This is a genomic window from Arcticibacterium sp. SM2516, from assembly GCF_057914865.1.
This window is the reverse complement of the sequence record NZ_CP195290.1, coordinates 4150915-4175912: the sequence shown is the minus strand read 5'-3', so window position 1 is coordinate 4175912 and position 24998 is coordinate 4150915. Positions and strand designations below refer to the sequence as shown.

19 protein-coding genes and 1 tRNA gene are annotated in these 24998 nt (G+C 38.5%); 11 read left to right on the top strand and 9 right to left on the bottom strand.

Annotation, left to right across the window (positions count from 1 at the left end; genetic code table 11):
• Window positions 1-25: 25 nt before the first annotated feature.
• The 3 genes from ACSBFT_RS17180 to ACSBFT_RS17170 all read right to left on the bottom strand — a co-directional run bounded on the left by ACSBFT_RS17180 (window position 26) and on the right by ACSBFT_RS17170 (window position 3073).
• Window positions 26-1240, bottom strand: a complete 1215-nt coding sequence (locus tag ACSBFT_RS17180) for a DUF2130 domain-containing protein (protein WP_463046158.1) — start codon at window positions 1238-1240, stop codon at window positions 26-28.
• A 180-nt stretch (window positions 1241-1420) separates the two neighbouring features.
• Entirely contained in the window at window positions 1421-2278 is an 858-nt protein-coding gene (locus ACSBFT_RS17175) for a fumarylacetoacetate hydrolase family protein (RefSeq protein ID WP_489601679.1), read from the bottom strand.
• Between the two features lie 18 nt (window positions 2279-2296).
• Window positions 2297-3073 (bottom strand): SDR family NAD(P)-dependent oxidoreductase, encoded by a 777-nt coding sequence (locus tag ACSBFT_RS17170; protein WP_463046160.1) that lies wholly within the window; start codon window positions 3071-3073, stop codon window positions 2297-2299.
• Between the two features lie 148 nt (window positions 3074-3221).
• Between ACSBFT_RS17170 and ACSBFT_RS17165 the strand changes: the two genes are divergently transcribed.
• The 3 genes from ACSBFT_RS17165 (at window position 3222) to ACSBFT_RS17155 (ending at window position 6255) form a co-directional block, all read left to right on the top strand.
• Window positions 3222-3297: transfer RNA gene (locus ACSBFT_RS17165), tRNA-His, on the top strand.
• 189 nt (window positions 3298-3486) lie between these two features.
• Entirely contained in the window at window positions 3487-5397 is a 1911-nt protein-coding gene (locus ACSBFT_RS17160) for a sialate O-acetylesterase (protein WP_489601678.1), read from the top strand.
• A gap of 45 nt (window positions 5398-5442) precedes the next feature.
• Window positions 5443-6255: an enoyl-ACP reductase FabI gene (locus ACSBFT_RS17155; RefSeq protein ID WP_463046162.1), complete on the top strand. Its 813-nt coding sequence runs from the start codon at window positions 5443-5445 to the stop codon at window positions 6253-6255.
• Window positions 6256-6320: 65 nt separating this feature from the next.
• On the opposite strand, the gene ACSBFT_RS17150 is transcribed toward ACSBFT_RS17155, so the two are convergent.
• Window positions 6321-7511, bottom strand: coding sequence for a dipeptidase (locus ACSBFT_RS17150; RefSeq protein ID WP_463046163.1), 1191 nt, complete (start codon window positions 7509-7511; stop codon window positions 6321-6323).
• Between the two features lie 196 nt (window positions 7512-7707).
• Between ACSBFT_RS17150 and ilvD the strand changes: the two genes are divergently transcribed.
• From ilvD to ilvC, 5 genes are all read left to right on the top strand, one after another.
• A complete protein-coding gene (ilvD, locus tag ACSBFT_RS17145; protein WP_463046164.1) occupies window positions 7708-9393 on the top strand; it encodes a dihydroxy-acid dehydratase in 1686 nt (561 codons plus the stop codon).
• 20 nt (window positions 9394-9413) lie between these two features.
• Window positions 9414-11153, top strand: coding sequence for a biosynthetic-type acetolactate synthase large subunit (ilvB, locus tag ACSBFT_RS17140; RefSeq protein ID WP_463046165.1), 1740 nt, complete (start codon window positions 9414-9416; stop codon window positions 11151-11153).
• A gap of 57 nt (window positions 11154-11210) precedes the next feature.
• A complete protein-coding gene (locus ACSBFT_RS17135; RefSeq protein ID WP_463046166.1) occupies window positions 11211-11564 on the top strand; it encodes a four helix bundle protein in 354 nt (117 codons plus the stop codon).
• A gap of 42 nt (window positions 11565-11606) precedes the next feature.
• Complete coding sequence (gene ilvN / locus ACSBFT_RS17130) at window positions 11607-12143, top strand: acetolactate synthase small subunit (protein WP_463046167.1); 537 nt, start codon at window positions 11607-11609, stop codon at window positions 12141-12143.
• Between the two features lie 114 nt (window positions 12144-12257).
• Window positions 12258-13301 (top strand): ketol-acid reductoisomerase, encoded by a 1044-nt coding sequence (ilvC, locus tag ACSBFT_RS17125; RefSeq protein ID WP_489601675.1) that lies wholly within the window; start codon window positions 12258-12260, stop codon window positions 13299-13301.
• 132 nt (window positions 13302-13433) lie between these two features.
• Here the strand turns inward: ilvC and ACSBFT_RS17120 are convergent, their stop codons facing one another.
• Together ACSBFT_RS17120 and ACSBFT_RS17115 are read right to left on the bottom strand one after the other, a co-directional pair.
• Entirely contained in the window at window positions 13434-14927 is a 1494-nt protein-coding gene (locus ACSBFT_RS17120) for a SusD/RagB family nutrient-binding outer membrane lipoprotein (RefSeq protein ID WP_489601673.1), read from the bottom strand.
• Between the two features lie 13 nt (window positions 14928-14940).
• Window positions 14941-17964 carry a SusC/RagA family TonB-linked outer membrane protein gene (locus ACSBFT_RS17115; protein WP_489601672.1) on the bottom strand — a complete coding sequence of 1008 codons (3024 nt, stop codon included), beginning with the start codon at window positions 17962-17964 and terminating at the stop codon, window positions 14941-14943.
• Between the two features lie 377 nt (window positions 17965-18341).
• Here ACSBFT_RS17115 and ilvA point away from each other — a divergent pair, with 377 nt between their 5' ends.
• Window positions 18342-19589 carry a threonine ammonia-lyase gene (ilvA, locus tag ACSBFT_RS17110; protein ID WP_489601670.1) on the top strand — a complete coding sequence of 416 codons (1248 nt, stop codon included), beginning with the start codon at window positions 18342-18344 and terminating at the stop codon, window positions 19587-19589.
• Between the two features lie 488 nt (window positions 19590-20077).
• Here ilvA and ACSBFT_RS17105 read toward each other — a convergent pair whose 3' ends face one another.
• From ACSBFT_RS17105 to ACSBFT_RS17095, 3 genes are all read right to left on the bottom strand, one after another.
• Window positions 20078-20419, bottom strand: a complete 342-nt coding sequence (locus tag ACSBFT_RS17105) for a DUF7684 family protein (protein WP_489601669.1) — start codon at window positions 20417-20419, stop codon at window positions 20078-20080.
• A gap of 49 nt (window positions 20420-20468) precedes the next feature.
• Window positions 20469-21167 carry a 3'-5' exonuclease gene (locus tag ACSBFT_RS17100; RefSeq protein ID WP_489601667.1) on the bottom strand — a complete coding sequence of 233 codons (699 nt, stop codon included), beginning with the start codon at window positions 21165-21167 and terminating at the stop codon, window positions 20469-20471.
• A gap of 654 nt (window positions 21168-21821) precedes the next feature.
• A complete protein-coding gene (locus ACSBFT_RS17095; RefSeq protein WP_489601665.1) occupies window positions 21822-22787 on the bottom strand; it encodes a YpdA family putative bacillithiol disulfide reductase in 966 nt (321 codons plus the stop codon).
• Between the two features lie 358 nt (window positions 22788-23145).
• Between ACSBFT_RS17095 and rseP the strand changes: the two genes are divergently transcribed.
• Both rseP and ACSBFT_RS17085 read left to right on the top strand, forming a co-directional pair.
• Window positions 23146-24492 (top strand): RIP metalloprotease RseP, encoded by a 1347-nt coding sequence (gene rseP / locus ACSBFT_RS17090; protein ID WP_463045095.1) that lies wholly within the window; start codon window positions 23146-23148, stop codon window positions 24490-24492.
• A 1-nt stretch (window position 24493) separates the two neighbouring features.
• Window positions 24494-24985 (top strand): DUF6702 family protein, encoded by a 492-nt coding sequence (locus tag ACSBFT_RS17085; protein ID WP_489601662.1) that lies wholly within the window; start codon window positions 24494-24496, stop codon window positions 24983-24985.
• The last annotated feature ends 13 nt before the right edge of the window (window positions 24986-24998 follow it).

Sequence of the window (24998 nt, the reverse complement as noted above, 5' to 3'; positions counted from 1 at the left end):
GTGGGGATGAAATACGGAAACTCGTTCATTGATCTTCTTCGTTTTCGTCAGGCAATTCCAAATATTTTATAGAAGATATGGCGTTTCCTGCAATACCTTTTATGCTTCCATACATGTCTATGGTATTTCCTATAACCTTTTCAATTTGAACCTCACGCTCTTTCCATATACGTTGCATGGCTCTTTTCTCTCTATCCAATTCACTTTTTAAATTAGAGAAGCCTTCCACTATGGCTTCCATTTGTTGTTTGAACTGGCTGCTGGTTAGAAAGCTGTAAAGTAAACTCATTTTGTCTGCCTTGTTTTCATTCACAGATTTTGCTTGCTGAGTTCTTATTAAGATTTGGCGGAGGACAAATACTAAGCCTTTGATTTCATGATATCCACAAACCCAAACGCCATCACGCTCACCAAATCTTTCCATGTCTTTGGGCATGGTTTGGGTCACTAAAACGGCTATCTCTGCACCTGTTTCTCTCTGATCTGTCTTTAACTTTTCTATCCAGTCTCCACCCCAGTTTTGAGTTCTTTTACTCTCGTAGATTATTTTTCCACAAGCCTGCCCAAACTCGTTCATCACGGTCTGAATAGCATCTGCACCACGAATTCCTTTTTTTACTTCTTCTATTTCATCATAAGGAAATGTTCTGCCAAGGATAGATTCTATTTCTAATTCTTGAATTTCACCCTGAAGTTGCATAGACCCTTGTTCGGCCTTTCGCTGCATTTCCTTCACCAGGTTCATTTGGTTCTCGAGCTTCTTTTCGTATTCCTTTTTGACCAGTTCAAACTCCTCGTCTTTCTGCTTTTTGGCTTTCTCTTCTATTCCTCTGCTTCTCTCTAATAATTCTTTTTCTAACTTTAGTTGAAGTTGTTCCGACTTAAACTTTAATTCGTTTTCCTTTTTCATCAGTTCAAGCTCCTTCTTTTGTCCATCTAGAATAAGCTGCTGCTTCAATTTATTATCTTCTTGGAGAGCTTTAAGTTCTACCGCATTTTTTTCGTCCGCTCGTTTTTTTGCTTCCGCTTGAGCTATTGCCCACATTTTCTTTTTTTCCTCTTGCTCAAATTTTGCTTTCTCTTCCTGAAGCTGTTTTTTGTAAAACTCTAGTTTCTCAGAACTTAACTTTTCTTGCTCTGCAATGCGTTTTTTAAGCTCAATATCCATGTGTTTTTGAAGTGCCTCACCGGCATCAAAAACATTTCCACAGTTAGGGCAGGTCGTTTGGTTTGGGGTCATTTTGTCAAAAGAATAATAAGAGTGGATTGCAAAGGTAATTATTATAGGCACATGCCCTCATGTAATATCGAAGCCATGGATGGCCTTGTTGTGGTTTAAATTGCCTTTTAAATGAAAGGGTTAAAACAAAGAAAGCCTGCCATTATATTGGGCAAACTTTCTCATGATACCATTTGGAGCTTATTTTGAATAAGCCACAGCCGTTTGGTTTTGAACACCAAGACCTTCAATACCTAATTCGATTTTATCTCCTGCTTTAAGGTATTTGGCAGGTTTAAAGCCAAGTCCTACGCCAGCCGGGGTACCGGTAGAAATTACATCGCCAGGAAGTAAAGTCATGTAATTACTCAAATAGCTTATGATTTCATCAATGTAAAAAATCATGTCGTCTGTATTGGAGTCTTGGATTTTTTCGTCATTGAGTTTTAGCCAAAGGTTTAATTTCTGAGGGTCAGTAATTTCATCCTTAGTGGCCATAAATGGTCCAAGAGGAGCAAAGGTGTCGTTTGATTTTCCTTTAACCCATTGACCGCCATGCTCGAGCTGAAAAGCCCTTTCGCTGTAATCATTATGAAGGCAATAGCCAGCGACATAATTCATAGCGTCTGCTTTGTCTACATAAGATGCTTTCTTGCCAATAACAACAGCCAATTCTACTTCCCAGTCTGTTTTTTCAGAGTTTCTTGGAATAACTACATCGTCATTTGGTCCGCAAAGAGCAGATGTAGCTTTGAAAAAAACAACAGGCTGTTCAGGGTTTGCCATACCAGACTCTGCCGCGTGTTTGGCATAGTTTAATCCGATACAAATTATTTTTGAGGGCCTTGCCACACAAGATCCTAGTCTAGTTCCGTCAGTCACTGTTGGGCAAGATTCTTGATTAGAGGCCAGCCATGTTTCCAGTCGACTTATTCCGTCTGTTTCAAAAAAAGCTTCATTGAAGTCTTCCCCGAAGGCAGAAACGTCTAGTTGGATATTATTTTGAGAGATGATGCCTGGTTTTTCTTTACCAGGCTCGCCATGTCTTATTAACTTCATTATTATTTATATTGAATTTTATGGTGTATTAAGTGTTATGAAGCCTCCGTCTACGGGATAGTCTGTTCCGGTGCTAAAGGCGGCTTCGTCAGAAGCCAAGTAAACAGCAAGTGCGGCTACTTCGGAGGGTTTCCCCATTCTTCCAATAGGCTGTGTTTGAGACAGCTCTTCAAATACCTCTTCTTGCCTGTCAGGGAATTTGTTTTTAATGAAGCCATCCACAAAAGGCGTATGAATTCTTGCAGGCGAAATTGAATTACATCTTATATGATGTTTCACATAGTCTTTTGCTACCTGTATGGTCATGGTTTTTATGGCACCTTTTGAAATGGAATAGGCAAATCGCTCGGCTATTCCAACAGTAGCAGCTACAGAACACATGTTTATAATAACGCCACCGCCATTTTCTTTAAAATGGGGTATCAAGGCATGAATACAATTATAAACACCTTTTATATTAACGGCGTAGATTTTATCTAAATCTGCTTCTGTGGTACTTTCTACGGTTCCTATATGTGCAATCCCCGCATTGTTTACTAAAATATTAATGGGTGAGACCAGTTTTATTTTATCTATCTTTTTTTGAACGTCCGCATGATTTGCTACATCTACTTTGTGACAATATGCGGTTCCTCCAGAAGCTATAATGAGATCGGCTTCACGCTCGGCCAGATCCATATTTAGCTCGAAAATGTGCACTATCGCACCTTGTTTAGCAAAACTTCTTGAAATTTCACGTCCTATGCCACTTGCTCCTCCTGTTACTATGGCTACTTTCTTGTCTAATCTGAACATCTTGGGTTATTTTGATGCGTATGCAATTTAGGGATCCTTTGATTAAATAATAATGATCATTTGCAAAGTTTAAATTCTTTGAAAAATAACAAAAATAACTGTTGCAGAATTTAAGGATTCAATTTACCTTTGCACTCCGTTAGAAAATGGAGGTTGTAGCTCAGTTGGTTAGAGTATCGGCTTGTGGTGCCGAGGGTCGTGGGTTCGAACCCCATCTGCCTCCCTTTCGAAAGCAGGTCTTTTTAGACCTGCTTTTTTTATGCCTTCTGGTGAAGTAAGTTTTTAAAGTCTCGATTCATTTGATCAGATTTCTGCCAATGGAACGCACAATATTGGGTCTTGATTAAGAAAGAGCATTCGGAAACTCGTTTAAAATAAGCTAGATTTAAGTTTGTTTCAGACGAAGCTTTACAATGAACTTAATAAAGGCTTTTCTTTTTTCATTTGTCTTTTTGTTAGGCTTTAAGGTGTCTAGCCAAAACCTCTTTTATAATTTCCCAAAGGATTTTCAATTTTACGAGCGAGATAGCAATGGCTTTGCCAAGGTTAGTATTTCTGGTGCCGTTAGTCATCCAGATTATGAATCCATAAAGCTCGTTATTCTTCAAAATGGGCATCGTTATTATGATAAAAAGGTTTCTTTAAGGGAATCAAAGTCATTTTCTTGGCAGACAGAGCTTTTAGCTGGATTGTTTGAATATGTTTTTGAAATTAAGGTTTACACCAAAACCGATTCGTCTTCCATTGTCAAAGCAGGAAAAGTATTATGTGGAGATACTTATTTGATCTATGGGCAATCAAACGCTTTAGCGGGGTGCTGTTATCAGGATATTAGGCGTCAATTAGATCACACCTTTATCCGGAATTATGTTTATGACCATTTTCAACCAAGTTCTTCTAATAATGGATGGCATGACCTTAATGTAGAGTTTAATTGGCCAGGAGTAGTGGGCACTTATTTGGCCAAAAGCATCATTGAGAATCATAAAATACCTGTTCAAGTTATTAATGGTGCGGTAGGTGGCGAGTCTTTGGAAAGTCTTTCTTTCAGAGATTCCGTCAATCATGAAAACCCCGAAACGTATTATGGTAGGTTCTTAAAAAGAATAAAGGGAAGTAAAACCGAGAAATCGAAAGGTTTTATTTTTTGCCAAGGAGAATGGGAATCAGATACGGGCGAGCCTTCTGCTCTCAATGCGTATAGAAATCGCTTTAATACGCTCATGAAAAATTTAAAAGAGGATGGACTTATAAGCGAAAACCGATATTTAATTCAGACCAACATTTTAGCTACGGCCAGCAGGAAAGAAGTACCTGGTGAGTTAAGGGATGTTCAGCGGAAATTAAAGGAAGACTTCCCAGAAATGCGGATGTATGCATCTGTAGGGACGGAAGTGAGCGGTGACGGACTTCATTACTCACGTTCAGGCTTTGAGTCTATTGCGAGAGACATTTATTTAGGAATAGAGAATGATTTTTACAAAAAGACCTCTACCAGTTCTGTAACAGGACCTCTTATTCAAAAGGCAGTGCATGACGGTTTGAATAAGCGAATAAGGCTGGTTTTTGATAAAAATCAAGAACTAGTGGTTCAAAACATCAAGGACTACGGAAGTTACCAGAGAAGGTTTAAGGATTACATTTATAATCAAAATGGAGAAGCATTTATAGATTCCGCGAGTGCTTCAAATAACGAGGTTACTTTGTATTATTCTGGTAGCTTTAAAAATACCCTAAGCTATTTGCCATCCATTTTTACGGATAATTATAGTTTGAATTATAACGGTCCCTTGATAGAAAATATAAATGGGTTGTCCGCTTTGAGCTTTGACAAATTTAAAACGTGTGAGCAATTAGTGTCTCCAGTTATAAAAGACTACGAACTGGTGAAGGGTGTTTTGGTTTTAAGAATAAAAGATAAAAAAGAATGTTCAGATTGTACTTACAAAGTATATGGAAAGCAGACTAAAGATAAGAACTATACTTTTTTGAGTTCATCCGCCTATGCTTCAGATTCTCTTATCGTGGATTTTGTATGGTCCAAAGAAGCAAAAAGTATAGCATTGCAGGTGAAAATTGAATCGAAAACTTGTGAGTCTGGCTATACCCATTTAGTTTTTAATAAATGCTCTCCTATCGCGTTTACGGGGCGGTTCCCGTTTTCGTCCCAAAATGTAAAGAATGGCGAGAATTTGGACTTTTACCCTAAAGGAAATGTCGAACTTATCTTAAGCCCTTCGGAGTTTACAAAACCACTTAACGGTATTTATGCTCAGGAGGCGGCTACCTTTTCAAATAAAATAGGCAGCTGTTTGAATAACTGATATTTGCTCTAAAGTGCTACTTTTGTACAAACAATTATTTTGAATATGTCTTACGGTTTACTAAAAGGTAAAGTTGGAATTATTTCAGGAGCTTTGGATGAAAATTCAATTGCTTGGAAAACAGCATTAAAAGCTCATGAAGAAGGGGCAAAAATAGTATTGACAAATGCCCCAATTGCCATGAGGATGGGGAAGATAAATGAATTGGCGGAACAAATAGGTGCAGAGATTGTACCTGCAGATGCTACTTCAGTGGAGGACATAGAAAACCTTTACGCAAAATCAATGGAAGTGCTAGGTGGTAAAATGGATTTCGTTTTACACTCTATAGGGATGTCTCCTAATATTAGAAAGGGTAGGGCATATGGTGACTTGAATTACGATTGGTTCTTAAAGAGCTTAGATATATCGGCACTCTCTTTTCATAAATTTATGCAAGTAGGAGATAAAGTAGATGCTCTTAATGATTGGGGTTCTGTTGTGGGTTTATCGTACATCGCCGCTCAGAAAACCTTCCCTTTTTATACAGATATGGCGGATGCTAAAGCTGTATTAGAGTCTATTGCGAGAAGTTTTGGTTATAGATTAGGCAAATCGAAAAAGATAAGAGTTAATACTATTTCTCAGTCTCCTACCATGACTACTGCTGGTGCAGGAATTGGTGGATTCGATTCTTTCTTTGATTTTGCCGATAAGATGTCTCCACTTGGAAATGCTACGGCCGAAGACTGTGCAAACTACATTGTGATGATGTTCTCTGACTTAACCAAAATGGTTACTATGCAGAATTTATTTCATGACGGAGGCTATTCTTCTACGGGTATTTCTGAAGAAATTATTGAAATGATGCAGAAGTAAGCTCTTTCATTTTCTATATATTAAAGAATGGCGTTCCCTTTTGGTGACGCCATTCTTTTTTTTATTTAGTTCAGTGCTGCGTAATCTAAAGTTGCTTGCCAAACTCGGAAAAGGTTTCCAGAGCATATTTTTTCAATGTCGCCTTCCGAATAACCTTTTGCCAGAAGTAGTCGAATGATGTTTGGGTAATCCGAAACATCTTTCAAGCCGGTTGGTAAGGAATCTCCTACACCATCAAAATCTGAACCTAATCCCACATGGTCAATCCCCGCAATCTTTACGGCCCTCTCGATATGGTCTACAACTTTTTCAACATCAGAGAAAGCTGAAGGGCGTGATTTTATAAATTCCTCAATGATAGGTTTGGCTGCTTCATCTCTTCTTGAGAGTCCTTTTTCCTCCAAAAGCTTTGCTAGAAGTTCGCCGTTTTCATTTCTGATTTTTTGTATTTCTCCGTCAATAAACGTTGAGCCAAAGTTTATCATCACTACTCCGCCGTTTTCTTTAAGTTTGAGGAGCATTTCATCCGTCATGTTTCTTTCAAAACCTTCTGTGAAAAACCTAAGTGATGAATGCGAGGCAATAACAGGCACTGGGCTAATTTCTATGGTATCATAAAAGGTGCTGTCTGAAACATGAGAGATGTCTATCATAACGCCTTGTTTGGCTAGCTCCATTACCACTTCTTCTCCATAAGGGCTGAGTCCCTGCCATAGTCTTTCTGGATCATATGAAGAATCGCAAATTTGATTGGCTTTGGAGTGTGTTAAGGTTACATAGCTAATGCCTCTTTTTTTGAAATAGGCCACATCGGATAACTCTTTAATGGGAGAGCCATTTTCCATACCCATTGGTAATGCTACTTTACCTGCTTTAAAAATTCTTTGAACGTCTTTTGGGCTATAAGCGACTTCAAAATAGTCACTATTTTCTGAGCTGATATAGTTTACCATGTCTATGAGTGTGTCGGCAAGAAATTTTCCCTCTTCTGGGCTAAACTTTGCAGGGATGTAAATAGACATAAAAGGAGCATCAAGTCCACCTTTTTTTGCTCTTTCAAAATCGAAGTCGCCATCGTTAGAGGAAATGGGGATGCCGGTAAACTCCTTGGTGAGCTGAAAGTTTTTGACTTTCAGTCGGTAGGGGAGGTCGACATGACCATCCGTAATGATGAATTTATGAGCTAGTTCGTCAGCTTTATCTTGACCAAAACTTAGTAGTGGTAACAAGAGGATTAGAGGTAGTAATTTTTTCATGCAAAAAGTTACCCCAAAAAATGCACTCAAAGGAAGTAAGATTGAAAAGTTAATAGATTTAATTAGTAAAATGATAATGATTACTTAACGAATAGGAAATATCTGAGAAAAATGTTGCAAAATATTATTGAACTCCTTTATTTGCCGAACGATTTTAATAATTAGCGAAAATTCGCAACTAGCGAAACTTGATATAATGTCTGAAAATCTTAATAAATACAGCAAAACACTTACTCAGGAAGTAAGTAATCCAGCCGCCCAAGCAATGCTTTATGCCATTGGCATGACAGAAGAGGATATGAAAAAACCTCAAATAGGTATTGCCAGTACTGGATATGAAGGAAACCCATGTAATATTCATTTGAATGGTCTCTCTGTCCATGTCAAAAAGGGTATTCAAGCCAATGACATGGTGGGTTTAATTTTTCACACCATTGGTGTTTCTGATGGAATGACTAATGGAAACGATGGCATGAGCTATTCGCTTCCAAGTAGAGACATTATTGCAGATTCTATAGAAAATGTGGTAGCGGCTCAGTGGTATGACGGTGTAATAGCTGTAGTGGGTTGTGATAAAAATATGCCAGGTGCTATTATGGCCATGGCAAGATTGAATCGTCCTGCTATTATGATGTATGGTGGTACAGTAAGAACAGGAAACTGGAAAGGAAAGAAATTAGATATCGTTTCTGCTTTTGAGGCTTACGGCCAAAAAGTGGCAGGTACCATTTCTGAAGAAGATTATAAAGGTGTTATTCAAAACGCAATCCCAGGACAAGGAGCTTGTGGAGGTATGTATACGGCCAACACCATGGCTTCGTCTATTGAGGCATTAGGTTTAAGTATGCCAGATAACGCATGTTATCCGGCCACTCACGAAGGCAAAACACAGGAGTGTATTGACTTAGGAGCTGCTATGAAAAACCTTTTGGAAAAGCAGATTTTGCCAAAAGACATTTTGAGTAAAAAGTCGCTCGAAAATGCTTTGACTATAGTAATGGCACTAGGAGGTTCTACTAACGCTGTTTTGCATTATTTAGCGATTGCTCATTCAGCAGGAATTCCCTTAACATTGGATGATATTCAGGCGGTATCAGATAGAACTCCTTTTATAGCGGATTTAAAGCCATCTGGAAAGTACTTCATGGAGGATATTTTGGAGCTAGGTGGTGTGCCAGCCATTATGAAATATCTTTATAAGAAAGGATTGATTCATGGTGAGTGTTTGACGGTGACAGGCAAAACAGTTGCGGAGAATTTAGAAACAGCACCAGATTTGGATTTTGATGCTCAATCAATCATTAGACCTTTAGAAAACCCTATCAAAGCTTCTGGTCATATTCAAATCATGTATGGTAACCTTGCTGAAAATGGCGGTGTTGCTAAAATTACAGGAAAGGAAGGAATGAAGTTTGAAGGTCCTGCTAAAGTTTGTGATAAAGAAGAAGATATGCTAGAGGCATTTGCCAAAGGCGAGATAAAAGAAGGACAGGTAGTGGTTATCAGGTATGAAGGCCCAAGAGGAGGTCCAGGAATGCCAGAAATGCTTAAGCCTACAGCTGCAGTAATGGGAGCCGGTTTAGGAGATAAAGTAGCTATGATAACAGATGGTCGTTTCTCAGGAGGAACGCACGGTTTTGTGGTTGGTCATATTTCTCCAGAGGCTTATGAGGGTGGAACCTTAGCTCTAGTAGAAGATGGAGATTTAATAACCATTGACGCAGATAGCAGAGAGTTGAAATTGCACGTTTCTGACGAAATTTTGGCCGAAAGGCGTAAAAATTGGAAACCGTTGACACCTCCTTTTATAGAGCAAGGTGTATTGAGAAAGTACTTTAAGAATGTTTCGCCAGCACACGAAGGCTGCGTTACAGATAAATAATTCATTAAAAACAAACTACCATGGACATTGCAACAGACATCATGGAAGAGAAAAAAATAGCAGATAAGCCAACGTTTCTTTCTGGAGGACAAGCATTAATGGAATGCTTTATTCAGGAAGGAGTGGATACTATTTTTGGTTATCCGGGAGGTGCTATCATGCCAATTTATGACGCTCTTTACGACTATACAGATAGAATAGAGCATATTCTTGTTCGTCACGAACAAGGTGCTTCACATGCTGCTGAAGGCTATGCTAGAAGTAGCGGTAAAGTGGGTGTATGCATGGCCACTTCTGGTCCTGGAGCCACAAACTTAGTTACTGGAATAGCGGATGCCATCATTGACTGCACCCCTATGGTAGCCATCACAGGACAGGTAGCTTCTAACCTTTTGGGAACAGATGCCTTCCAAGAAACAGACGTTATTGGAATTACAGCACCGGTTTGTAAATGGAATTATCAAATTGTTGACCCTAATGAAATCCCTTTAATCTTAGCGAAGGCTTTTTATATAGCCAGAGCAGGAAAGCCAGGTCCTGTACTAATTGACATCACAAAAGATGCTCAAGTATCTATGATGACTAAGCCTTTCGAATATAAAAAGGTGGAGGGTTTACCAGGTTACCATCCAAGGAAGGTTCCTAAAATGGAACAAGTAGAAAAAGCAGCTGAACTCATCAATAATGCCAAGAAGCCATATATTTTGGTAGGCCATGGTGTGTTGATTTCGGAGGCAATGGAAGAGTTTAGGGAATTGGTAGAGCAAGGCGATATTCCTGTGGGAAGTACACTTCTTGGTTTATCGGCTCTGTCTATTGAACACCCCAACTATATGGGTTGGCTGGGAATGCATGGCATGTATGCTCCTAATGTAATGACAGACGAATGCGACGTTTTGATTGCTATCGGAATGCGTTTTGACGACCGAGTAACAGGTGATGCCAATCTTTTTGCGAAGCAAGCTAAGATTGTTCATATCGAAGTGGATCCCGCAGAAATTGATAAAATCAAAAGAGCCGATGCCCCTGTTGTGGGTGATGCTAAAGAAGCATTGAAACTCTTAAATCCTTTAATTGAGAAAAAGGAGCGTGCTGCTTGGAAACAGGAATTCCGTGATTTAGAGCAGGCAGAATATGATGCGGTAACTGCAAGAGACTTAAAAGGCGAGGGTAAAATAAAAATGGCTGAAGTTGTCAGAATGGTTTCTGACAAAACGAAAGGCGAGGCTTGTGTGGTAGTAGACGTAGGGCAGCACCAAATGGTGACAGCCAGATATTATGACTTTAAAAAGCCACATTCTTATATAGCTTCTGGTGGATTAGGTACAATGGGATTTGCACTTCCGGCAGCTTTTGGTGCTAAAATGGGTGCTCCTGATAGAGAAGTAATTGCTTTCATAGGGGATGGTTGTTTCCAAATGACTATTCAAGAATTAGGAACAATTGCTCAGAAAGGTCTTCCTGTAAAGATAATTATTTTGAATAATAACTTCTTAGGAATGGTACGTCAGTGGCAGCAACTGTTTTTTGATAGGAGATATTCATTTGTTGAATTGCAGAATCCCGATTTTATCATGATTGGTAAAGGTTTTGGAATTGATGGCCATAAATGTGAAGAAAGAGGAGATTTGGAATCTTCTATAGATAAACTTTTAAATTCAGAAGGCTCTTATTTATTGGAAGTTGTTTGTGAAAAAGAAGAAAACGTTTTTCCAATGGTGCCAGCAGGAACAAGTGTTTCGGAAATACGTTTGAAGTAGATTTTTTGATATTCGACGTTCGATAGTTGATAATGGACTATTAGATATTAGTTAGTTATGAAGTCGTATTTGGATCTAGATGTTTGGAAGAAGTCAAGAGAGTTGGTTGGTCTTGTTTATGAAGTGACTGAGCTATTTCCTGATTCTGAGAAATTTGGTTTAGTGTCCCAAATGCGGAGGTGTTCTGTTTCTGTTCCATCGAACATTGCAGAAGGACATGGAAGGAAGTATAACAAAGAGAAAGTTAGATTTATTTTAATTGGGAGAGGGTCATTATTTGAGCTTGAAACACAATTATACCTTTCTTTTGATTTGAAATTTATTGATAAAAAACAATTAACTGAGTTTTTGGACAGAATCTCAGAGGTAAAAAGAATGATAAGTGGTTTGATTAATTTTTTAGAGAAATAAACTAATATCTAATCACAAACATCCAATATCGAAAAGAAGATAATGAAGACATATACCATATGCGTATTCACGGAAAATAGCATCGGCTTGTTAAACAAGATTACGATTATTTTCACACGCAGAAGATTGAATATCGAGAGCTTGACCGTTTCTGAAACAGAAAGAAAGGGCGTCTCTCGTTTTACCATTGTTATTAAGCATGACCAGCGTGAAGCTGTGGAGAAACTGGTAAGACAGATTAGGAAAGTAGTGGAGGTTTTAGCTGTTTTTGGTTACCTAAATGAAGATATCGTTTATAACGAAATAGCGATGTTTAAAATACCAACACCTTTAGACTCTAAGCCTTTGGATATGGAAACCATAAACCGTGTTCACAAAGCTTATTTGGTTTATTGGGGACTAGATTATATGGTACTTCAAAAGACAGGAACGGAAGAGGAAATTTTTGATTTCTTTAAATACATCAAACCTTTCGGAATTTTAGAATTTATTCGTTCGGGAAGAATTGCGGTAGGTAAAACACCAAAAGGATTGGTGGAATATCTGCCTGAAGATACCGAGTGGGAGTATTTGGTATAAGTTAATTAGCAATTAGTAATAAGGTTTTTTTCAGTAGTTTTGCTGCTTGAAATATAGAACCGACGTTTATATATTATCATAACAAGTAAGTATTCATAAATTTAGATTTAAATAATGGCAAAGTTAAATTTTGGTGGTGTTGAAGAGGAAGTTGTAACAAGAGAAGAATTTCCTTTAGAAAAAGCAAGAGAAATCCTTAGTGGCGAAACTATCGCTGTAATTGGTTACGGTGTACAAGGCCCAGGTCAGGCAATGAATATGCGTGACAATGGTTTACCTGTTATCGTAGGCCAGCGTAAGGGTAAAACTTATGATAAAGCAGTAGCTGACGGATGGGTTCCTGGCGAAACTTTATTTGAAATTGAAGAAGCTCTTGCAAAAGGTACTATCATCTGTTATTTACTTTCAGATGCGGCTCAAATTGAACTTTGGCCTACCGTTAAGAAGCACCTTACTCCTGGTAAGTCGCTTTATTTCTCTCATGGTTTTGGTATTACTTACAAAGAGAAAACGGGTATCATTCCTCCTGCAGATGTTGATGTATTCTTAACAGCCCCTAAAGGTTCTGGAACATCTCTTCGTCGTTTATTTGTAGCGGGTAAAGGTTTGAACTCTTCTTTCGCAGTTTACCAAGATGCTACAGGAAAAGCTCGTGAGAAATGTATCGCAATGGGTATTGGTGTTGGTTCTGGATATTTATTCGAAACTAACTTTTACAACGAAGTAACATCTGACCTTACGGGTGAGCGTGGAACTTTGATGGGTTGCATCCAAGGTGTATTCGCTGCTCAGTATGAAGTATTGAGAGAGAATGGTCATTCTCCATCTGAAGCTTTCAACGAAACAGTAGAAGAGCTTACGCAGTCTCTTATGCCTTTAGTTGCTGAAAACGGAATGGATTGGATGTATGCTAACTGTTCTACTACAGCTCAGCGTGGTGCACTAGACTGGTGGAAGCCTTTCCGTGATGCTACTAAGCCAGTTTTCGAGAAACTTTACGAATCTGTAAAGAGTCAAAATGAAGCTGAAATTTCTATCACTCGTAACTCTCAGCCAGATTACCGTGAGAAATTAGAAGTAGAATTGGCTGAACTTCGTGACTCTGAAATGTGGAGAGCTGGTAAAACAGTAAGAAGTCTTCGTCCAGAAAATACTTAAGAAGTAATTCTTGAAATTATATTTAACCAGAAAGGGCTTCGCTCTTTCTGGTTTTTTTATGACTATATATGAATCATAAAAAAAGCCCGCTTGTCAATTTGACGAGCGGGCTTTCGAATTTATGATTGAATCTTATTCCGCCACATTCCACCATAATGGCGTTGTTAGTCTTACTGCAGGTACATTAGAAGGCATGTTTTCATAGTTTCTGTCTTCCTCGTTATACTCGTAAACCATTCCTTGAATCCAGTCATTTTCATTAGGGAAAATTGCCAAGTTCACATTGGTAGGCCTAGACAAGTTCTTATAGATTTCAGAGCTGTAATCCATTCTTCTCATATCTACCCAAGTTTCTGGGTCAAAAACCAAAGAAATATACTTCTGCGTCATAATCTGTGATAAGGTTAAATTAGCGGAACCCATCTCTTCTAGCTTAGCAATGTATGGAGCAGCATCTGCTGCTGCCACGCCGGCCTTTGTCATATCTGCAACAACCCCAGCTTTTAAAGCCGTAAAAGCACCTGCCTTGTCTCCTTTTCTAAACTTAGCTTCAGCTTCAATAAATTTCACTTCGCTAAAGGTCATCAGATAAGTAGGAGAGGTAGCACTGGTATACGAACCTCCGTTACCTATACTGTATTTATCTCTTCCATTGACAGGGCCAGCACCTATTTTCACACCTATGTATTCGCCGGTGGCAGTAGCAGGAACAATAGTTCTTAGTCTAGGATCCTCAAATGGTATGGCTAAGTTTAGAGAATTTTTTAAGGTTTCTACAAAGAACTCAGACCAATAATCCACTCTTGAGCTACCGTAACCTTTAGAGCTGTAAGGCTGATTGTCATTTTCTGTCAGACCGCCTCCGTAAGTTCTCATGGCATTGTCGCTGTTTGACGCTAAAGCTTTTGAGCAAGCTTCAATAATGGCGTCTGCATTATAAGCCATGTCTCCAGAACTCTTTTTAGAAAGATGGTTCAAGTATCTGGCTTTAAGTGCATAAGCTAATTTCATCCACTTTGCCTTATCGCCTTGATAGAAAACATCGCCATTGGCTGTGTTTAGCTCTATATCACTGGCCTGGTTTATTTCTACAATAGCCTCATCAAGCATTTTGATAATATTGGTATAGGCTATTTTCTGAGTTACAAACTTTGGCGTGATGTTCATCGTTGATTGACCATCGTAAGTGTCTTCAAAAACGATATCACCGTATTGGTCCGTCGTACATCCAAAATTATAAGCTCTCAAAATTTTACCCACCGCCACAAAGTTTGGGCTATTATGCGTTTTACCAAGAGCTATTAAGTCTGCCGAATTTGGCAGTGAGTACACATAGGCATTTTGCCAAAGGAAATATCGACCCGTCGTAAACTCATTATTCCAAACTTCAGAATAGTAGTTTGCCACGTTCTGTGATCCATATTGCATGACACCTAGCACCTCTCTACTTCCACGATAAAGCGTAGCCGCAAACGTGTTTTCTATAGCTCCTTGAATTCTAAATTGGGGAGCTAATGAAGCAGTTGTAGGAGCCGTTACAGAGCTGTTTACATCAAAAAAGTCGTCACTACAGGCCGTCAATGCCAATAGCGAGAACATATATAGAGCTTTAGATAATATTTTCATGAGTGATTTTCAATTAAAAAGTTACTTTCATTCCTACATCAAATCCTTTAACGTTTGGTGTGCTTAGGTTGTCAATACCCACAGAACCAGCACCCAATACGCCAGCACCAAATGCGTTTATTTCAGGATCGACCCCGCTGTAGTTTGTTATGGTTAAAAGATTTCTAGCCGTAACGTAGAATTCGATGTTTTGAGCAGGGAGTTTTTTACAAACTGATTTATCGATGTTATAAGATAGGTTGACATATCTCAATCTACCATAAGAGCCATTTTCAGTGAAGTTATCTGCCAGTCTGCTGTAGTAGTTCTGGTAGTAGTTTTGGTCTTTAGTTACCGCAACGGTATTTGGAGAGCCATCTGCTGTTACTCCTTCAATGATAGTCGTGGTTCCTCTGTCGCCAGTTATTGCACCGACGCCGTAATAAGCCATGGCAGATTTGGTAGCGTTATAAACGGTATTACCGGAAGAGATGTCAAACAAGAACGATAAAGCAGCATTTTTGTACTTGAAACTGTTTGTGATACCCAGTGTAAAGGTTGGTTGTCTGTCAATATCGGTAAAGGTTTGGTCCGTTAATGTTGGGTAACCTTTGGCATTTATAATAACCTGCCCTGCATCATTAGTAACTGCTCTTTTACCTCTAAGTCCAAACAGTGAACCATTTAAAATACCCGCACCCGCGGCAGAATTTAAGAAAGTCCATGAGTCTGAAAGGTAAACTTCCTTAATTGCACCAGGAAGCGTTTTTACTTTAGACTCATTTCTAGCGAAGTTGAAAATAGCATTCCAGTTCAGGCCGGAAGTGTTCTGAAGTATTTTATAGCTTAATAAAGCTTCAAAACCTTTGTTTTCAATAGAACCACCGTTTAAGGTTGCATAAAATGTTCCGGTCGTTGGAGGTACGCGGATATCTGTTAAAATCTGATTGTCAGATACGGTATTGTAATAGGTTAAATCTAAGGTTAATCTATTTTGAAGTAGTCTTGCTTCCGCACCTATTTCAAAGCTGTTTGTAAATTCTGGCTCAAGACTTGGGTTTCCAACGTCTACCCCGTTCCAAGTGTATGCAGAACTTGCCAGACCGTTGATGTTTGTACTCAAATAACTCTCTAACTGACCAATAGGAGCATCTTTACCAACTTGAGAAAAGGTAGCTCTCAATTTCAAGTAATTTAAAGCCTCAAATGAACTTAGATCTGTTAGTTCAGTCACCACAGCCGCTAAACCTACAGAAGGGTAGAAGAAAGAACGTTTGTCTACTGGTAAGGTAGACGACCAGTCGTTTCTTCCCGTAACATTAAGATAAAGGGCGTCTTTATAACCTACTCTAGCCTCTCCAAAAACGGCCATTCCTCTTCTTCTAGAGATTATCTCGGTAATCGATTGGTTTTCTTTAGCAATGTTGCTGATATTAAATATCCCAGGAGCTAGAAAGCCGATACCGCTTAAGTAGTCCGTTTTTTGATTATAGTCCTCTACGGTATTTCCAGCCAATAAACTTAAGCTAAAATCATCCGACAATTTGGTGTCGTAAGTGGCTATTAAATTGGACGTATATTTCTTATGAAGTCTTTCATATTGAGCAATAGAGCCTGATGTTCTAGACTCAATAAAAGAGCCTGTGGTAAGAGAGCTGTTATGTTGGTCATAAACGTCAACCCCAAACTTATAAGCCAAGTTTAACCCTTTCAAAATATTATAATCAAGGCTTAAAATACCCATAAAACGATTCAGCTCATTTGAAATAGGATTCTTATCCATACTCCAATATGGGTTATCAAACATCTGGTCTACATAGTATGGTTTCTGTGTGCCATTGGTGTTTAGGTAATCATGAATGTCAATATTGGCAGGATAAGATAAGATACTGGTATAGCTGCCGCCGGTTGCATTTCCGTCTCTTGTACTTGAAATATTGGTTTTAACATAATTCGCTGTAGCACCTACGGTCAACTTGTTGTTCAGTTTGGTGTTATTGGATAACCTGAAACTCGTTTTGTCGTAAGAAGTAGTAGGAATAACGCCGTTGTTATCTAACCTCCCAAGAGACATGTAGGTACGACTTTTATCAGATCCTCCAGAAAGGCTGATGTTATTATTATAAGAAACGGCCGCTTGGTAAAAATCTTCTATGTGGTTATAAACCTTTGTTCCTGAACCTAACTGCTCTCCCCAAGAAAGAGGACTTTCCAAGTTATAGGTATAAGTTCCATTAGAACCTAGTATTTGTTCCCCTTGACCGTAAGCCGTTTGTATTCCTGGTGTTCCAATTATAGAGCTGGTGCTTATGGTTCCGTTATAACTCACTTTCACGCTTCCTGCTTTTCCTTTTTTTGTGGTATAAACCACGGCTCCAGAAGCGGCTTGGATACCATAAAGGGCTGCAGCGGCTGGACCTTTAAGTACGGTTACACTTTCTATATCCTGAGGGTTTAAGTCAGAAGCTCTGTTAATGCTTGATACTTCTGAGCCGCCATCGGTAGAGTTGTCAATAGGAATACCATCTACGATAATAAGTGGTTGATTACTTCCTGTAATAGAAGTACCACCTCTAATCATAATCACAGATGAGGCTCCTGGGGCTCCGCCAGAATTGGTTACTGTTACCCCAGCAATTCTACCTTGAAGGGTATTGATGACGTTGTTCTGATTACCTTCTGTCAACTCTTTGCTTTCCAAGGACTGGATAGAGTAGGCTAAAGATTTCTTCTCTTTGGTAACACCAAAAGCTGTGACTACCACTTCTCCCAAAAGTTTGGTATCCTCCTTTAGACTTACGTCAATTACGCTTTGGTTACCTACAGTAATGGTCTCAGTTATTAAACCAATGAAAGAGTATGTTAGCACATCTCCTGATTTTGCACTGATTTTGTATTTACCGTTTGCGTCGGTAGTTGTTCCTGTGGTGGTTCCACTGATACTCACACTTGCTCCCGGAATAGGTTCATTGTCCGTTCCAGTAACCTTTCCTGTTATTTGTGCATTAGCAATGGCACAAATGAAGCTCAGGAGAATAATAAGTTTTGTTTTGATCATAAAAGAAAATTTGGCTTGTTTAACGATTAGTGTAATTAAAGTATGGGATTGCATTCAATGAACTTGGGAAAATTCTCTTGTGTTAATTGAAGGGGTACAATTATATTTGAATATGGGCGATAAACAAATTATTCTAGACCAATTCGATGGAAGTGAAGAGCCCTTCTTCCTTTTATACAATAAGAGGTCGTTTTTTTACAAAACACAGGGCTTTTGACGTCATATATTTAGACTTACCGAGATTCTAAGTTAATGGACGTAATACGGATTATATTGAAAGGTATTGTCTATTTGAGGGCTTGATGGTTGATAATTGTGCTTTTGATTGCCTTTTGTTTTAAAGCTCTTTTAATTTACAGCCTACTTAAATTTAAGAAATGCAATTGCCTAAAATCGAAAATATTTATTCGGCTGCAGAGCTACTGACAGGGATAGTGACGCATACGCCGCTGCAACATAATCTGAACCTTTCTGAAAGGTTTGGAGCTAACATTTATTTAAAAAGGGAGGATTTGCAGTTGGTTCGTTCTTATAAATTAAGAGGAGCATATAATAAGATGGCCTCTTTAAGTCAAGAGGTTTTGGATAGAGGGGTTATTTGTGCATCTGCAGGAAATCATGCCCAAGGTCTGGCATGGGCTTGTCATAAGTTGGGTGTGAAAGGCACGGTCTTTATGCCAACGACCACACCTGCTCAGAAAATAAAACAGGTTCGGTTTTTCGGTGGAACATGGGTAGAGATTAAGTTGGTTGGAGACTCTTTTGATGAAGCTTCTGTGGAAGCAAAGAAATATACTATCGAGTCAGGAGGTACGTTTATTCACCCTTTTGATGATTTACAAGTCATAGAAGGTCAAGGAACTGTCGGGCTTGAGATTTTTAAGGACGCTGATTTTAAAATTGATTATGTTTTGTTAGCAATAGGAGGCGGAGGTTTAGCTTCTGGTATCTCTACGGTTTTCAGTCAGCTTAGTCCACAGACCAAACTCATAGGGGTGGAGCCATCTGGTGCTGCTGCCATGAAGGCGTCTATAGATGCTGATAAACTTATTGTTTTGAACGAAATGGACAAGTTTGTGGATGGTGCCGCAGTGGCAAAAGTAGGGGAGATAACCTTTGAAGTTTGTAAGAAAGGTCTTTCAAAAGTAATTCTTGTGCCGGAGGGCAAAGTCTGTTCTGTGATTTTAGATTTATACAGCGAAGAGGCCATTGTAGCAGAGCCAGCTGGAGCATTGAGTATTGCGGCACTTCCTGATATGCAGGATGAAATAAAAGGGAAGAATGTAGTTTGTATTATAGGTGGAGGAAACAACGATATCCTTCGGATGGAGGAAATAAGGGAGCGTTCGCTAATATATGAGGGACTAAAGCACTATTTCATTATTCGCTTTGCTCAAAGAGCAGGAGCCATGAAGGAGTTTTTGGACGATGTTTTGAGTCCAACGGATGATATTGTGTTTTTCGAATATTCAAAAAAGACCGCTCGTGAAAGAGGGCCAGCCTTGGTCGGTATTGAAATCAAGAAGAAAGAGAACTTTAAGGGCTTAATCGAAAGGATGAACAAGCTCGGTATTAAGTTTACTTACATCAATGACAAACCTGAGTTGTTTGAATTTTTGGTTTAGTATTTTTTAATAGTTAGAAAGACATTGAAGCCCTTCAGGCTTCTCAACTTCACGGGAAAGTGTTTTCTATTCAAATTCAAGCCCTTCAGGCTTGTGGTTATATGCGAGGTATCAATTGAATTCACGACTTTTTCCCAGTAATTTTATGTTATTTGGAAAGTAGAAGCCCAGAGGGCTTCAATATGAATAGAAAATGAATCAAAGAGTAATTGCAACCCTGAATGGGTTGAATTTATCTGATGAAAAATGTTTGTCTAAATCGATGACGACCTAGAATTGTTTGAGCTTTTTGGTTTTGGACAGTTTTGGCCTAATTCAAAGTAAAATAGGGGGTTATTTTACTTGATAATTGTAAACAATAATTCTTAGGAATCGGGTATATAGGCAAGATCAAATCTTTCAATGAGTCCTTTTATTTCAATAAAAGCAGATTTGGTTAAGTCTACAATTACGATATCCTTAATTTCAGGTCCATCATTTAATGTACATTAGAGACTAAACCATAAGCCATGTTCAATATTTTCATCACCAACGGTCATTATGGTATGTTGTGGTAGATAGTGCTCTTCAAAATCAACTTGGCGGAAAACAATTTCCTCATCTGCTAGGTTGTGTACAAGGTTATGATACTGATCTATTGCACAAATATAGCCCACATTAAGGTCAATACTTTTTCTTATAATTTCATCATAGTATCTTCTTTCATCATTATTGGTAATAAGTTCAAGACACCAGTTTTGATGTGGAAAACCTAGTATCCAGTTCTTTGATGTGTCATATTCTACATAATTGATGTTTTTTTCAATTGTATTTGTTTTTATCTGAATCATAAGTTTATTCCAGTTGATGTTAGAGCCAATTTATGACAGAAAAACCAACTCATATTTGATGACTCAAACCCCTCATTTTCAAATATAGCTGAGCCAAAACAGCCACATCCCTTCCACAGTACTCCTTAATCTTTTCTAAATCATTTTCTTCATGATAAACCCGATTGACATCCGCACCGGAAATGTCTGATTTACTACTTGGAATGTCAAAAACAGCTGCCAGTAAGTCTAAGGAAGTGAATTTCTTATAATCGCCAAATTTCCATAATTCCATAGTATCAATATGGTTGATTTCCCAAGGCTTTTTGCCTCCAAGGTCTAAGGCATCAGGTAGTTTTAGACCATTTATAAGCATTCTGCGAGAAAGGTATGGGAAGTCAAACTCTTTACCATTATGAGCACAGAGCTGTAAGGAGTTTTTTGCCTTATGTTTGTCTAAAATGGCTGAAAAGTCTTCTAGTAGTTCCTTTTCTGAATTGGCAGAAAGCACTTTAGTTTTAAGTTTCAAAGTCTTATTTTCCTCCAGATATAGACCTCCAATGCCTATGCAAATCACCTGTCCAAATTCGGCATAGATGGCCGCCCTATCCTTATACATTTCTGCTGCAGAATGTTCGGCGTCATTTTTTAGATAAGCGGCTTTTTTATCCCAAAGAGGTTTTAATCGATCAGGGAGTTCGTTGTAATTGTTTTTTTGTGCCGCAGTTTCTATGTCCAGAAACAGTATGTTAAAGAGAAGTGGATCCATCTTGATGTGAAATTGTTCTACCAAAGTAAGAAATTTTTAGGACTTTAGAATTTTAGGAGTTCTGGTCTCCTCGGAGTTTTTTATATCATTTATGTCTTCCAGTAGCTTTTTTTAAGGCAATAAGATGTTTCAAGCAGCTTTCTTATTCAAGTTCTTTTTTCTCGAAGGCGACAGATTGCTCATGAGTATCTGTAAAGTTCAAGCCTTTCAATATGGGTGTAGATGTAAAGAAACGGGTGAACCTACCAAATTGGCTAAGAGCAATGGTCTAAAAGCTAGAGGTTTCCGATGTAGATTCAGCCGAAGACCCAATCAACAGTGGTTCTGTAGAAGCAATGAACAACACGGAATAACCACAATGAAGATATTCTTTACTTTGGCATTGCCTAATGCAAATAGATAATCATATAAAAATATGAATCAAATATTCTATTCGGATAAAGTTCGATTTGAAAAAAGGGATTCATTCATCTTGGGAGGATTTTCTACATCATATCCCCAAGCCTGTGCATTGAGAAATGCGGCAGCTTGCAATCTTTCTTGAATGCTTATGGGGTGCGAAAGATCAAATGTAGGTTTTTCACTTTCTTCATTTGTTCTTCACCTAATGGCCGTTTTATTTGACTTAAACTCATTCATATTCAAAAATAAGCATTAATTTTTTTTTAAAATAGCATTCACAATCTGCTCAGCATGTATTCTAGAATTTTCAATGAAAAGACTGTGGGTGTTCATTCCACCACATACCACTCCGGCCAAATAAATATTGGGGAGGTTGGTTTCCATACTTTCTTCGTTGTATTGAGGTTTTAAGATTTGGTCTTCAGAAAGGTTTATGCCCACTTTTTTAAGAAAAGGAAGGTTCGGTTGATAGCCTGTCATGGCTATTACCCAATCATTTGGAATTGTTTTTTCACCTTCTGGGGTTTTGATAGTCACTTGTCGTTCTTCAATACTCGTGATGGAAGAATCGAAATAGGCTTTTATGGAACCCTCTTTTATTCTGTTTTCCACATCGGGTTTAACCCAATACTTGACGCGGTCGCCAATTTCTTTTTGACGAATCACCATGGTTACTTCCGCTCCTTTTCTCCATGTTTCCATGGCGGCGTCTACAGCAGAATTATTGGAGCCAACTACCAATACTTTTTGAAAGGTATAGAAACTGGGGTCTTTATAATAATGGGTCACTTTTGGTAAACCTTCACCTGGTATCCCCATTAAATTTGGAATGTCATAAAAACCCGTACATATAATGACACTTTTGGCCATGTATTCTTCTTTACTGGTCTTTATGGTGTATAAATCCTGTTTCGGGCTTACTTTTTCTACCTCTTCAAAGAGTTTGACATTCAGGTTCCATTGGTTAGTAACTCTTCGGTAATACTCTAAGGCTTCTGTACGTGTGGGTTTAGAATTGATAGACATAAAGGGAACATTGCCAATTTCAAGTCGCTCAGAAGTACTAAAAAAAGTCATGTTTAGTGGATAATGATATAGCGAATTTACGAGAGTTCCTTTTTCTAGGATAACATAACTTAGTCCGGCTTTTTGTGCTTCTATACCACAAGCCAGACCTATAGGTCCTGCTCCAATGATGGCAATATCGAATTTATTCATAATGATTTGGCGTCTGTAAATGCTTAAAAAGTAGTTGTCAAAATTTAAGATACTTCAAAAGCTTGTATGTAAGAAATGCGATTGAAACTTTAAAATAACTTGGCTTTGGAAATACAACAGACTTGAAATATTAAATGGTTCTGAACGAGCGTTAAATTATTTGTGTTTCATTTTTGACTCGTTTAAAGCTAATTGTGGCTAAAGGATTGTTTTGTCGCTCAGAAAAGGCGACTTTTGCACCCCGTAAACCATTAAGAGTTTGCACGATAGAAATTTCAAGAGCATATAATATACTTCATCACCCAGGAAGTAAAGTAACAGACTAAAAAGATGCCTGTTTGGGTACAGGAAATAAGATATGGAAGGATTTATAATGGCCGGACAGCTTTTGCTAGGCTTGACTGTTTTAGTTGGATTACACGAATGGGGGCATTTTATTGCCGCTAGAATGTTCGGAATCCGTGTAAATAAATTTTACATCTTTTTTGACTTTTTATTTCCACTGCCAAATGTGCTGAACTTTGCCCTTTGGAAGAAGAAAAAGGGAGATACTGAATATGGTATCGGCTGGTTTCCAATGGGAGGCTATGTGGATATTGAAGGTATGATAGATGAAACCAAAGATGCTTCAAAGTTAGCTTCGGAACCAAAGCCTTATGAATTTAGAGCCAAGCCGGCATGGCAAAGGTTGATCGTAATGTTAGGCGGCGTTATAGTTAATATCGTTTTAGGTGTCCTTATATTTTGGGGAATGACTTATAAAGCGGGTGACAACTTCTTAACAATGGAAGAGGTCAATAAGTTAGGAATTGTGGCTCATCCAGTAGCGGAAGAGATAGGTCTTAAAACGGGAGATAAAATATTAGGCGTAGGTGGAAAAGAGGTGAAAACCTTTTCGGAAGCCATGGGATCTGACGTACTTCTTGGAGAAAACGTTTACTATACGGTCTTAAGAGATGGTGAAACCATTGAGATTCCTATTCCAAACGATTTGTATGAGAAACTTTCAGATGAAAATAGTGAAGGTTTTATCGATGCGGTGCAAACTTTTTCTGTTGGTGAAGTAATGCCCGACATGCCTGCTTCTGAAGCTGGACTGAAAGAAGGTGACAAGATAGTTTCTCTTAATGGAGAGAACATTATGTACTATCATCAGTTCACAAACTTGGCCGGGAAAAATTCTGGTAAAGAGGTGGAGTTAATGGTTAAAAGAGGAGATGACACCGTTGCCATAAAACCAACATTTACCGAAGATGGGAAATTAGGTTTTCAGTCTATTCCTGATTTAAAATATGAGCATGTTGACTTAGGGATCGGTCAGGCGTTTGTGATGGGTTCTGGTAGAGCATTTTCTGTTATAACAGATAATATTAAGGGCTTCAAGAAGATTTTTACGGGTCAAGTTTCTGCAGGAAAGGCTATGGCGGGTCCAGTAGGAATAGCAAGAAAGTTTTACGGTGGTGTATGGGATTGGACACGTTTCTGGATGATTACAGGAATGCTATCTATGGCATTAGCCTTTATGAATTTACTGCCGATACCTGCTTTAGACGGAGGACATGCCGTTTTACTCGTGTACGAGATGATATCTGGCCGTCAGCCGTCGGTTAAGTTTATGGAAAGAACTCAGCAAGTGGGTATGGTTATATTACTTAGTTTGTTGGCTTGGATTATGTTCAATGACACCATGCAAGCTTTATTTTAAAATGAGCCAAAGTTTGAAATACGTGGTATTCCTTTGCTCCTTATTAAGTTTGGGTATCGGAAGACACGATTTTCATACGTCCCTGACGGAAATGCGACTTAACGAAGCTTCTAATTCATACGAAATTACGTTAAGGGTATTTACCGATGATTTCCAAAAGTCTGTGGAGGTAAGCAATCCAGGAGTCAAAATTGACATTTTTTCTGACAGTTCTGAACCTTTTGTGAAACAGTATATTAAAAAACATTTTGCCTTTGTCAAAGGTAAGGAGGTTAGGTTTGCCAACTATCTGGGTATGGAGGCAGAAGCAGACGCGACCTGGATATATCTAGAACTTAATAAGACTAGCGAGCTTAAAGGGTATAGTATTTTGAACAGTATTTTTATGGAAGTATTTGATGATCAAAGCAATCTTCTTAATGTTTTGAATGCTAAAGAGCGTCATACTTTGATTTTTTCTTCTGATAATAAACTGCAAAAATTTCCAATTTAAGTCATAGAACTTC